Origin of the sequence: Corynebacterium breve, from assembly GCF_030252165.1 — a bacterium.
Classification (GTDB): domain Bacteria; phylum Actinomycetota; class Actinomycetes; order Mycobacteriales; family Mycobacteriaceae; genus Corynebacterium; species Corynebacterium breve.
The window spans coordinates 1,190,868-1,202,392 of sequence record NZ_CP126969.1 but is presented as its reverse complement, the minus strand read 5'-3'; the positions used below and the strand labels follow the sequence as shown (position 1 = coordinate 1,202,392).

The window sequence follows — 11,525 nt, the reverse complement described above, 5'->3', positions numbered from 1 at the left end:
ACTTGGGACGAATCCGTTTCCTTGGCAGAAAGGTCATAGACGTAGACCATGACGATCCGCGAAATCCGCCTTTTCGGCGACCCTGTGTTGAACACGGAGGCCACCGAGATCACAGAGTTTGATAGCTCCCTGGCAGTGCTTGTCGACGACATGCTGGAAACCATGGATGCTGCCGGCGGTGTCGGGCTAGCCGCCAATCAGATCGGACTGACCAAACGAGTTTTTGTTTATGATTGCTCCATGATCGAGTCCGGTTTGCGTGGACACATCATTAATCCCGTGTGGGAACCGATTGGTGATGAAACACAATTGGGGTCGGAGGGATGCTTGTCGATTCCCGACATCTCCGCTGACACTGAGCGTTTCTACTCTGTAGTCGTTCGCGGACAGGACGCGCAGGGTCGCCCGATCGCAATGCAGGCATCCGGGCTTTTGGCCCGCTGTATTCAGCACGAGACCGATCACCTTGATGGAGTGCTGTTCTTGAAGCGTTTGTCGCCCGAATTGCGCAAAGAAGCGATGAGCACGATCCGTGCCGCTGAATGGTTTAAGGAGAACTAATGCGTCTTGTTTTTGCGGGTACCCCTGAGCCCGCCGTCGCTGCGTTGGAAAAGCTGCTGGCTTCAAAACACGAAGTCGTAGCTGTAATTACCCGTCCCGATGCTCGTCGTGGCCGGGGGCGCACGCTCCACCCATCGCCTGTGCGCGCGCTTGCCGACGAACACGGGATTGAAGTGCTCACGCCCACGACCTTAAAGGCAGGTACCGAGGATGGCGACGCGGTGCGAGCTAGGCTCACCGAGCTTGCGCCGGAAGCGATACCAGTAGTTGCATATGGCAACTTGATTCCGAAGGATTTGTTGGAGGCAGCACCTCACGGCTGGGTGAATCTGCACTTTTCTCTGCTTCCTGCCTGGCGCGGAGCCGCACCGGTGCAAGCGGCGATTCGAGCCGGCGACGACATCACCGGAGCAACAACGTTTCGCATCGATGAGGGCTTGGATACAGGTGTGATTCTTGGAACGATGACCGAGGCGATCCGTCCAACTGATACGGCGGATGATCTTCTTACCCGTTTGGCGTATTCCGGCGCAGATTTGCTGGTAGCAACGATGGATCTGTTGGAAAGTGGCCAAGCAGATCCTCAACCACAACAGGGTGACCCAACGTATGCACCCAAGATTACAACCGAGGATGCTCGGATCAACTGGAACGAACCCGCGTTTGCCTTGGATCGTCATATCCGTGCGCACACTCCAGGCCCTGGTGCATGGACAACACTCGATGGTGAGCGCTTCAAAGTTGGACCCATTTCCGTCGAAGAGACCGAAGATCTGTCACCGGGAAACGTCAAGATCGCCAAAAACGCAGTGTATGTCGGAACGGGGTCCAAAGACATTTGTCTCGGGCGGGTACAGCCCCCGGGTAAGAAGATGATGGGCGCGGCCGACTGGGCTCGCGGTATCCAAGAAAAGGAAGTGGTGTTCGAATGAGTGGCGGATTCCGATCGCGTTCGGCTGGTCGTCGTCAAGCGGAGCCTGCGAAGAAGCGTCCGCAGAAGCCGCAGGTGAAAAGCGAACCATCTACCGTGGACCCAGCGCGAGTAGCCGCGTTCGACGTGTTGCAACGTGTAACTAATGACAACGCGTACGCGAATCTGACGCTGCCAAAGTTGCTGCGTGAGCGCAAGATTTCCGGGCGTGATGCTGCGTTTGCCACCGAAATCACCTACGGCACATTGCGAAACCTAGGTGTGCTTGATGCGGTGATCGGGGAGTGCTCGTCGCGCCCGCTTGACCAGATCGCCCCACCGGTACTTGATGCTTTGCGTCTCGGCGCGTATCAGATCTTGTATACGCGAGTGGAACCTCATGCTGCGGTAGATACCTCGGTGCGCTTGGTCAAGGAATCGGGCAATGAAAAAGCGTCGGGGTTTGCCAACGGAATCCTGCGCACCATCACGCGCACACCGTCCGAGCAGTGGATGGAACAGCTGACTCCTCAGGATGAACTGGAAGCAATCGCATTTCGCACGGCTCACCCGCAATGGATTGCTCAATCGTTTGAGAAAGTCCTGGGGCGAGATGACCTTGAAGCTGCGTTGCTCGCAGATTCCCAGCGGCCGATCGTTCACCTTGTTGCGCGACCAGGCGAGATGTCCGCGGAGGAGCTGGCAGCCATCACGGGTGGGGAAAAAGGGAAGTACTCGCCGTACGCCGTATACCTCGAAGAGGGCGATCCAGGTGAGCTTGATCCGGTGCGCGAAGGCCTCGCCGCCGTGCAAGATGAGGGAAGCCAGTTGATTGCGCGGGCTATCGCCGAGGTGCCTGTGGCCGATGACCAGGGTCGCTGGTTGGACTTGTGCGCAGGCCCCGGTGGCAAGGCCGCGCTGATGGGCTCATTGGCGCGCATCGACCAGGCACGGGTCGATGCAGTGGAAATCAGTGACCACCGTGCCGAGCTGATTCGCAAGACGGTTCGCGATCTGCCCGTGACGATCCACGTGGCCGATGGACGCAATCCCGGGCTGGAACCGGGCTATGACCGAGTGCTCGTCGACGCGCCGTGCTCTGGGCTGGGTGCTTTGCGACGACGCCCCGAGGCGCGCTGGCGCAAGCAGGAATCTGATATCGCCGAATTGAATACGCTGCAGGAAGAACTCCTGCGCAGCGCTTTGAACTTGGTCAAGCCCGGTGGAGTGGTGGTGTACTCGACCTGCTCGCCGGATTTGCGAGAGACGCGTGGGATAGTCGACAAGGTTCTCGGAGAAGGTGTTGAAGAACTCGAGGCCAGTCAGTTCGTCGGTGGCATGACTGGCACCGGAGACAATCTGAGCGTCCAGATGTGGCCACACCGCCACGGCACTGATGCCATGTTCTTCGCTGTATTACGGAAGGTAGGATAAAAATCATGCCTGCCCCTTATATTGCACCATCAATTCTTGCCGCTGATTACGCCAACTTGGGCGACGATGTGGAGAAGGTCGCCAACGCCGACTGGATCCACGTTGACATCATGGACGGCCACTTTGTCCCTAACCTGTCCTTTGGCCCGGATGTCACCGCCGCAGTCGATGGCGTGACCGATCAGGAGCTCGACGTGCACATCATGATCGAGGAGCCGGAAAAATGGATCGACGCCTACATCAAGGCCGGCGCTGACACGATCATTTTCCACGTTGAGGCCACCGACGACCATGTTGCACTGGCCAAGGAGTTGCGTGAAAAGGGCTGCAAAGCTGGTTTCGCAATCAAGCCTGGCACCCCAGTCGAGCCTTATCTTGCTGATCTTGAGCATTTTGACGAGGTCATTGTCATGAGTGTCGAGCCAGGTTTCGGCGGGCAGAAATTCATGCCCGAGATGCTGGACAAGGTACGCACACTGCGCAAAGCAATTGACGAAAAGGGCCTGCACACCATCATCGAAATTGACGGTGGCATTAACGAAGACACCATCACTCAAGCCGCTGAGGCTGGAGTTGATGCGTTTGTTGCAGGTTCCGCAGTGTTTGGTGCCGCTGACCCCGCTGCAGCCGTGGAAAAGCTGCGGGAGCTTGCTTCCAAGTGATCCACCACGCCCTGGAGGCTGGCGATCGCGTCCGTGGCACCACCAGCCCCAACCCGCCAGTGGGGTGTGCGATCGTCGATGACTCCGGCGTGCTGATTTCCACCGGCGGGACTTCGCCAGCCGGTGGGCCGCACGCGGAAGTAAACGCCTTGTCTGCAGCGGGTGACAAAGCGCGAGGTGCAACGGCCATTGTGACTCTGGAGCCATGCAACCACACGGGCCGCACCGGCCCTTGCAGTCATGTCTTGCTTGAGGCGGGAATCACCAAGGTTGTCTACCTCACGCGTGACACCAACCCTAACGCTGTTGGCGGCGCAGACTATCTCGCCGATCACGGAGTTGAAGTTGACTACCACCCAGTGCGAGTAGAGGCGCTGCAACCCTGGTTGCGCACGCTGTCCACCGGCCGACCGCACGTAACAGTGAAGTTCGCCGCCAGTATCGACGGATTTACCGCGGCTGCTGATGGCACTAGCCAATGGATCACGGGCAAGGCTGCCCGCGAACATGTGCACAAAGATCGTTTGCGCCGCGACGCGATCATCGTAGGAACCGGCACCGCGCTTGCCGACGACCCTTCCCTAACCGCCCGCCACGCCGAGGGAATCCCTGCAGAGCGTCAACCGCGGCGGGTGGTCGTCGGCAAGCGTGCGGTTCGCGAGGGCAACTTAACGCGATTAGGTTTTGAACAATACTCTTCGCCCGAGGAGGCGCTGAAAGTTCTCTGGGACACCGGGGCGCGGGACGTGCTGGTTGAAGGCGGCGCGTCATTAGCCACGAGTTTCATACAGCGTGGTCTAGTCGACCGAGTGCAGGCGTACCTCGCGCCCATGCTGATGGGAGCCGGTCGAGGAGTCCTGACCCAGGCGCTTGCGCCCACTTTGAGTGGACTAGAAAGAATGAAAACAGAAAAGATCACCCAGCTAGGTGACGATGTGCTTGTGGAGATGGTGAGATGTTTACCGGACTTGTAGAAGAAATCGGCGTCGTTGAAAAGACCGACAATATTGGCGATTCGGTGAGAATCGCAATCAATGCACCGAAAGTAACCAGTGATGCACAACCGGGCGATTCGATTGCAGTCGACGGTGTCTGTCTGACCGTTGTAGACAACGAAGCTGGCACGTTCACCGCCGACGTCATGCAGGAAACACTCGACCGGTCCCGGCTCGGGACGTACCAGAGCGGTAGCCGTGTCAACTTAGAGCGTGCGATGCAGGCCGGTGCTCGGTTCGGTGGGCACATCGTCCAGGGGCACGTTGATGGGGTGGCGCAGCTTATCTCACGTGAGGCATCGGAAAACTGGGAAGTGTTCCGGTTCTCGCTGCCGGCCGATCTAGTCACATACGTCGTCGAGAAGGGCTCTATTACGGTTAACGGCACCTCATTGACCGTTTCGGCTGTTGGGGCAGACTACTTCGAGGTCTCTTTGATCCCCACGACGCTCGCCGAGACAACGGCTGCAGAACTATCCCAGGGTGATGCAGTCAACATCGAGGTAGACATCGTGGCCAAATACGTTGAGAAAATGGTCAAGGGGTAAGGTTAACCGGCATGACTGACCAGCAAAGTATCCGATTGGATAGCGTTGAGGATGCGATTGCAGCCATTGGCCGCGGCGAAGCTGTCGTCGTGGTCGATGATGAGGGCCGCGAGAACGAAGGCGACTTGATCTTCGCCGCTGAGAAAGTGACCCCGGAACTCGTTTCCTTCATGGTTCGCTACACCTCCGGCTATATCTGCGTCGCCCTGTCTGACGAAACCGCAGACAAACTCAATCTTCCGCCAATGGTCGCGCACAATGAAGACGCGCGCTCCACGGCGTACACGATCACCGTGGACGCAAACACCGGTACTACTGGCATCTCTGCGCGTTCCCGTGCCGAGACGATTCGTCGTTTGGCAGATCCGAATTCGCTTATCGACGATTTCACCCGCCCCGGTCACATCGTGCCGCTTCGCGCTCGCCCCGGCGGGGTACTCCAGCGAGACGGCCACACGGAAGCATCCATCGACCTAGCGCAGCTCGCGGGCCTAGAACCCGTGGGAGTGCTTTGCGAAGTGGTGTCAGAGGAAGACCCGACCGACATGGCGCGATTCGAGGAGCTGCGCAAGTTCTCCGACGAACACGGTCTAAAGATGATCTCGATTGAGCAACTCATCGAGTATCGCCGGCGAAACGAGAGCCAAGTTGTCCGCGAAACCACGGCAGAACTTCCCACTGAATTTGGTAAGTTCACCGCCTACGGCTACAGCCACGCTATCGACGGCACCGAACATGTCGCGTTGGTCGTCGGTGACGTACAAGGTGCCAAGGACGTGCTTGTTCGAGTGCATTCCGAGTGCCTGACTGGAGATGTTTTCGCTTCGACGCGTTGTGACTGTGGACAGCAGCTTCATGAGTCCATGCGCCGTGTGCAGCAGGCCGGTGCTGGAGTAATCGTCTACGTCCGTGGGCACGAAGGCCGTGGCATCGGTCTTGTGTCGAAACTTAAGGCGTACCGATTGCAGGACAAGGGCCTAGATACCGTCGATGCAAACTTGGAACAAGGCCTGCCCGCAGATGCCCGAGAGTATTCGGTTGCAGGCCAGATTCTGAATGACCTGGGGGTTGAATCGTTCCAAGTCATGACGAATAATCCAATGAAGACAACGGCCTTGTCGGGATTTGGGCCAGAGGTATCCGGCCGCGTCCGCATTGAGGTCGTCCCCTCACACGACAACATCCGTTACCTGCGCACAAAGCGCGACCGCATGGGACACGACCTTCCCGCCGTGGAAGAGTGGGACAACACCCACCAACAATAAGGAGATCACCTGTGGCAACTACTGGACGCCCAGAACCGGCAAAGCTCAAGGCAGAAGGACTTTCCGTCGCTGTGGTGGCGACGGCTTGGAACGCGGGGATCGTCGATAAGTTGCGCGACCGTGCTCTTTCCGCCGGAAAGGAAGCAGGGGCGAGTGTCACCACCTTCGAGGTTGCTGGTGCCTTGGAATTACCGGTGATCGTGCAAGCCTGTGCGCAGCGTTTCGATGCAGTCGTTGCACTCGGCTGCGTTATTCGCGGGGCGACCGCGCACTTCGATTATGTGTGTGATTCTGTCACTGAGGGATTGACTCGTATTGCTCTTGATGAACAAACCCCGGTGGGCAATGGAGTGCTTACGGTCGATAGCGAGGCGCAGGCCGTCGAGCGTGCCGGAGGACCAGGCGCGATCGAGGACAAGGGTGCCGAGGCGATGTGGGCAGCACTTGGTGCAGCTCTTGAGCTGGAGAAAGTTCGCAATTTCTCCGTGAAGCTGTAGGATCAACGTGGATATACAGCGTGCAAAGATGGTGAAATTCTAAGTGGACGAGCAAACCCCAACCCCGAAGCAGTCAAAAAAGCTCTCGGACCGCGAGTTAGCGATTTTGAATGCGGCCGACCCGCACGCAGCGACTTCGACAAAGCCATGGGAATTTGAAGTGACCTCAGGTTTTATGAAGAAGGTCGCTGTCGGACTCATCGTCCTCATCATGGCATGGCACATTTTTATGGGCGCAGTTGTCGATGTTGAGTTCACCGGCGCGGCCGTCACGCCGGTAGACAAGATTGCATACCCAGGCGTCGGCGTAATCCTGTCGATCTTGGCGTGGATCATGTTCACCCGCCCACGTGTGCGCGCCAACGAAGATGGTGTCGAAGTACGCAACATCATCGGCACCCGTTTTTACCCATGGCTCGTTGTGTATGGCCTATCGTTCCCGCAGGGCTCCCGCATGGCACGCCTTGAACTGCCTGATTTTGAGTATGTTCCGCTCTGGGCAATTCAATCTGGCGATGGGGAAAAGGCGCTACAGGCCGTACGCGATTTCCGTGACCTAGAAGCGAAATACATGCCAGAAGACTAAGCATGGCCCACCCCAATACTTACCGCCCGGCCGCAGGATCAATCCCTACGGAGCCGGGTGTTTATAAATTCCGCGACGATTCCGAGCGCGTAGTCTATGTTGGCAAAGCCAAAAACCTCCGCTCACGTCTGTCGAATTACTTCCAGGACCCCGATCAGCTACACCCGCGGACGCGCCAAATGGTGTTTACCGCGTCTCAGGTCGAGTGGACAGTTGTCGCCAGTGAGGTCGAAGCGCTGCAGCTGGAATACACTTGGATCAAGAAGTTCGATCCGTGGTTCAACGTTATGTACCGCGACGACAAAACCTACCCGATGCTCGCGGTCAGCGTCGGTGAAAGGTTCCCGCGCGCGTTTTTCTATCGCGGCCCTCGTCGTAAAGGCGTGCGTTACTTTGGCCCGTACTCCCATGCGTGGGCTGTTCGCGAGACCCTCGACTTGCTTACGCGGGTTTATCCCATCCGTACGTGCTCGAAAGGCGTGTTCAACCGGCACGAAACGCTGGGCAGGCCATGCCTTTTGGGCTATATCGACAAATGCGCGGCACCTTGTGTTGGGCGGGTAGATGAAGCGGGGCACGATGAGATCGTTCAAGGCTTCATGGCGTTTTTGTCCGGACGCTCGGAGCCTGTGACCAGGGAACTCACCCGCCGAATGATGGAGGCAAGCGAAAACCTCGAATTTGAAAAGGCAGCGAAGCTTCGCGACGACCTCGAGGCCGTAAACAAGGTCATGGAACGTCAAACGGTGGTGTTGAGTATCGATATTGATGCCGACATTATCGCCTTTGCCACCGATGAGCTTGAGGCTGCCGTGCAGGTATTTAACGTCCGCGATGGGCGCATCCGTGCGCAACGGGGCTGGGTAGTGGAGAAAACAGGCGATGAACCTGGCAGCACCGAGCGAAGGGAAGCAGGAGAAGCTGATCCGGCAGTGCCACAATTGATGCTGAACTTCCTCGTCCAGTACTATTCGGACGCCGTCGAGCGCGCCGAGGCAGAACGCGAGGAAGACCAGAAGCTGACGCAGCAAAAGATACGTCGTAGGGGAGTGGACCAGCTTTCCCATCAAGCGCCGAAGACCTACAACCCAGTTCCGCGCGAAATCCTTGTCGATGTCCTACCCGCTGAAGTGGAAGAAGTAGAAACGCTCTTGGCAGAGCTGCGCGGAGCCCAAGTGAGCCTTCGTGTACCGCAGCGTGGCGACAAGGCATCGCTGCTTGAAACGGTGCAGCGCAACGCGAAAGAAGCACTGCACCAGCACAAGCTCAAGCGGGTAGGTGACCTCACTGCGCGTTCACAGGCATTACAGGACATCCAAGACGCTTTGGGACTTGACGAGGCCCCGCTGCGCATCGAATGCACCGATATCTCGCACATTCAAGGCACCGATGTTGTCGCGTCCCTCGTGGTGTTCGAGGATGGCTTACCGAAGAAGAACGACTACCGGCGCTACCGCATCAAGGAAGCTGCTGGCGACGGGCACAGCAACGATGTCGCGTCGATCGCAGAGATTACTTCTCGACGATTCAAGCGCTACCACGAGGACAAGCTAGCAAACCCAGAGGAAGATGGCACTGTGTTTTCCGACGAGGTTATCGAGGAAGAGACAACCGATAATCGGAGGTTTGCTTACCCTCCGAACCTGTTCATCGTTGATGGTGGCAAGCCCCAGGTCAATGCTGCACAGGGCGTCTTCGATGAGCTTGGAATCGTGGATGTGCAACTGATCGGGCTGGCTAAACGCTTGGAGGAAGTATGGCTGCCCGATGACGCCGAGCCTGTGATCCTACCTCGGAACTCGCAGGGGATGTATTTGCTGCAGCAGATCCGCGATGAGGCACACCGTTTCGCCATTGCCTACCACCGCCAGAAGCGTTCGAAGCGCATGCGAGCTACGGCGCTCGATGGGATTCCTGGTCTTGGTCCGACTCGTCGGAGCGATCTGGTGAAGCATTTCGGAAGCGTGAAGAAGATTAAAGAGGCTGAAGCATCGGAGATTGCCCAAGCACCCGGCATCGGACCAAAGCTCGCGGCGATTGTCTACGAGCACTTGCACCGAGCAGATTCCCGCTAGGCAGATTCCCGCTAGCGTGACGCCAAAACCAGCTGGTATTGGTTACGATGGACCCTATGACGCAGGACGCACAACTTGAACCTTCGGTTCCACCAGTCATCATCACCGGCATGTCAGGTGGCGGGCTTTCCTCCGCTGCAAAAGTTTTCGAAGATAAGGGATTTTTCGTCCCTCAGAACCTCCCACCTCAACTCATCGTTGAGTTGATCGAGCTGGCAACCGCTGAAGACTCACCTGTCGACCGCGTCGCGGTGGTGACGGATGTTCGCGCGCGGATGTTCAATGGCTCACTGCTCGGGACAATCGAAACTTTGAAGGAGAAAGGCTTCGATCCGACGATTCTCTTTCTGGAAGCCCGTGATGACGTGCTCATCAAGCGTTTCGACGGTGTTCGTCGCACCCATCCGCTGCAAGGAGATGACCCGCTTAACGTGGGTATCCAACGTGAACGTGAGTCGATCGCGCAAGTTCGCGATCTTGCCGATGTAATCATTGACACGTCTAACCTGTCGATTCACGACTTGCGCCGTGCAATCGAAGCCTCTTTTGGCACGATGACGAGCGATCAGCAGCACATCACCGTCCAGTCTTTCGGGTTCAAACACGGCGCACCTCGTGACGCTGACATCCTTCTCGATGTCCGTTTCCTTCCGAATCCATATTGGATCCCTGAGCTCCGTGAGTACCGAGGCACCGACGCCCCCGTTTCGGACTATGTGCTGGCCCAGGACGGTGCTTTGGATTTCGTCGAGAGTTTCGTCGCTCTGATTTCCTCCATGCTGGCGGGCTACCGCCACGAGGGCAAAAACTTTATCACCGTAGGAATTGGTTGCACAGGCGGGCATCACCGCTCGGTAGCTATCTCAGAGGAAGTGGGTCGCCGTCTGAAAGAACTAGGAGACATTGACGTAAGTGTTCTCCACCGCGACCTCTCCCGAGACTAATTTTTTGTTTGCCGCGTATCCCAATGAGGCGATGCGCGGACCGAAAGTGAGCACTCTCTTATGACTTCTTCTGATTTTTCCATCGCCTGTCTCGGCGGGGGACACGGCCTGTACCAGACACTTCTAGCTGCTCGCGAGCTGGAACCGTCACAGATCAATGCCGTCGTGACGGTTGCAGACGACGGTGGATCGTCGGGCCGGATCCGGCGCGAACTAGGGATTATTCCACCTGGTGATCTGCGCATGGCTCTAGCAGCTCTGGCCCACAACGACACTGATGGCGATCTGTGGCGCACGCTGCTGCAGCACAGGTTTGGCGGACACGGAGCAATGGCAGGCCACTCAGTGGGCAATATGATTATCGCCGGTCTCACCGAGGATCTCGGCAGCACTCAAGAGGCGCTGGACATCGTCGCAAAGTGGACGCGATCCGCAGGTCGTGTGATGCCAGCGTGTCTGCAACCGCTTGACCTTGAGGCAGACGTTGCAGGGCTTGACGACGACCCCCGTGTCGTTCGTTCGGTTCGAGGCCAGGTGGCGGTGGCGACGACTCCAGGATCGGTGCGTCGCGTGCGACTGATTCCTGAGCAACCCGAGGTTAACCCAGAGGCTGTCGATGCGATCATTAACGCCGACTTAGTAACGATCGGGCCTGGCTCTTGGTTTTCTTCGGTAATTCCGCACGTGTTGGTCCCAGAGGTCGTAGAGGCATTGAACAGGACGAGCGCCAAGGTGGTGGTGATTTTGAATCTCTCCCCAGAAGCGGGGGAGACTCATGGCTTCACCACAGAGCGCCATATCCATGTCTTGGGTCAGCACGCTTTAGATCTCCGTGTGGATGCCTTCATCGCGGACAATTACATTAGCCCCACTTCTGGCGAGAAGGCTCACCTTAGGCGTGCAGCGGAAAGTCTTGGAGCATCCATTGAGTACTATGATGTCCACGTAGCAGACGAATCAGGTGCGAGTCTGAACAAGCACGACCCAGAAAAATTAGCCGCAGCGCTTAGAGATCTTTACTCCAAGCGCAGCTAATGCCGATTCCTTA

The 11,525-nt window shown here is 57.5% G+C and carries 12 protein-coding genes; all 12 read left to right on the top strand.

The annotated features are described in order from the left end of the window. Positions 1-48 precede the first annotated feature (48 nt). The 12 genes from def to QP027_RS05830 are packed head-to-tail and all read left to right on the top strand — an operon-like array spanning position 49 to position 11,512. Complete coding sequence (gene def, locus QP027_RS05885) at positions 49-561, top strand: peptide deformylase (protein ID WP_284826760.1); 513 nt, start codon at positions 49-51, stop codon at positions 559-561. Then, entirely contained in the window at positions 561-1,493 is a 933-nt protein-coding gene (gene fmt / locus QP027_RS05880) for a methionyl-tRNA formyltransferase (RefSeq protein WP_284826758.1), read from the top strand. Before def ends, fmt begins: the two co-directional genes overlap by 1 nt. Beyond that, a complete protein-coding gene (locus QP027_RS05875) occupies positions 1,490-2,905 on the top strand; it encodes an RsmB/NOP family class I SAM-dependent RNA methyltransferase (protein ID WP_284826756.1) in 1,416 nt (471 codons plus the stop codon). The genes fmt and QP027_RS05875 overlap by 4 nt, the downstream gene beginning before the upstream one ends. Before the next feature lie 5 nt (positions 2,906-2,910). Beyond that, on the top strand, positions 2,911-3,567 hold the full coding sequence (rpe, locus tag QP027_RS05870; protein WP_284826754.1) for a ribulose-phosphate 3-epimerase: 657 nt from the start codon (positions 2,911-2,913) through the stop codon (positions 3,565-3,567). Beyond that, complete coding sequence (ribD, locus tag QP027_RS05865; RefSeq protein ID WP_284826946.1) at positions 3,567-4,541, top strand: bifunctional diaminohydroxyphosphoribosylaminopyrimidine deaminase/5-amino-6-(5-phosphoribosylamino)uracil reductase RibD; 975 nt, start codon at positions 3,567-3,569, stop codon at positions 4,539-4,541. Before rpe ends, ribD begins: the two co-directional genes overlap by 1 nt. Next, positions 4,523-5,110: a riboflavin synthase gene (locus tag QP027_RS05860; protein WP_284826753.1), complete on the top strand. Its 588-nt coding sequence runs from the start codon at positions 4,523-4,525 to the stop codon at positions 5,108-5,110. Before ribD ends, QP027_RS05860 begins: the two co-directional genes overlap by 19 nt. 11 nt (positions 5,111-5,121) lie before the next feature. Next, the gene (locus QP027_RS05855) at positions 5,122-6,375 is read left to right on the top strand and encodes a bifunctional 3,4-dihydroxy-2-butanone-4-phosphate synthase/GTP cyclohydrolase II (protein WP_284826751.1); all 1,254 of its coding nucleotides are present in this window, start codon (positions 5,122-5,124) and stop codon (positions 6,373-6,375) included. An 11-nt stretch (positions 6,376-6,386) separates the two neighbouring features. Next, on the top strand, positions 6,387-6,872 hold the full coding sequence (gene ribH / locus QP027_RS05850; protein WP_284826750.1) for a 6,7-dimethyl-8-ribityllumazine synthase: 486 nt from the start codon (positions 6,387-6,389) through the stop codon (positions 6,870-6,872). Between the two features lie 43 nt (positions 6,873-6,915). Beyond that, positions 6,916-7,458, top strand: a complete 543-nt coding sequence (locus QP027_RS05845; RefSeq protein ID WP_284826748.1) for a PH domain-containing protein — start codon at positions 6,916-6,918, stop codon at positions 7,456-7,458. Between the two features lie 2 nt (positions 7,459-7,460). Beyond that, positions 7,461-9,533 (top strand): excinuclease ABC subunit UvrC, encoded by a 2,073-nt coding sequence (uvrC, locus tag QP027_RS05840; protein ID WP_284826747.1) that lies wholly within the window; start codon positions 7,461-7,463, stop codon positions 9,531-9,533. A gap of 56 nt (positions 9,534-9,589) precedes the next feature. Beyond that, entirely contained in the window at positions 9,590-10,477 is an 888-nt protein-coding gene (gene rapZ / locus QP027_RS05835; protein ID WP_284826745.1) for an RNase adapter RapZ, read from the top strand. 60 nt (positions 10,478-10,537) lie between these two features. Then, complete coding sequence (locus QP027_RS05830; protein WP_284826743.1) at positions 10,538-11,512, top strand: gluconeogenesis factor YvcK family protein; 975 nt, start codon at positions 10,538-10,540, stop codon at positions 11,510-11,512. Positions 11,513-11,525: the final 13 nt, after the last annotated feature.

Excerpts from the sequence above, each read along its gene's own strand:
- def (WP_284826760.1), top strand. The coding sequence starts at position 49 with ATGACGATCCGCGAAATCCGCCTTTTCGGCGACCCTGTGTTGAACACG.
- uvrC (WP_284826747.1), top strand. The coding sequence starts at position 7,461 with ATGGCCCACCCCAATACTTACCGCCCGGCCGCAGGATCAATCCCTACG.
- rpe (WP_284826754.1), top strand. The coding sequence starts at position 2,911 with ATGCCTGCCCCTTATATTGCACCATCAATTCTTGCCGCTGATTACGCC.
- QP027_RS05875 (WP_284826756.1), top strand. The coding sequence starts at position 1,490 with ATGAGTGGCGGATTCCGATCGCGTTCGGCTGGTCGTCGTCAAGCGGAG.
- QP027_RS05860 (WP_284826753.1), top strand. The coding sequence starts at position 4,523 with ATGTTTACCGGACTTGTAGAAGAAATCGGCGTCGTTGAAAAGACCGAC.
- fmt (WP_284826758.1), top strand. The coding sequence starts at position 561 with ATGCGTCTTGTTTTTGCGGGTACCCCTGAGCCCGCCGTCGCTGCGTTG.
- QP027_RS05855 (WP_284826751.1), top strand. The coding sequence starts at position 5,122 with ATGACTGACCAGCAAAGTATCCGATTGGATAGCGTTGAGGATGCGATT.
- rapZ (WP_284826745.1), top strand. The coding sequence starts at position 9,590 with ATGACGCAGGACGCACAACTTGAACCTTCGGTTCCACCAGTCATCATC.
- QP027_RS05830 (WP_284826743.1), top strand. The coding sequence starts at position 10,538 with ATGACTTCTTCTGATTTTTCCATCGCCTGTCTCGGCGGGGGACACGGC.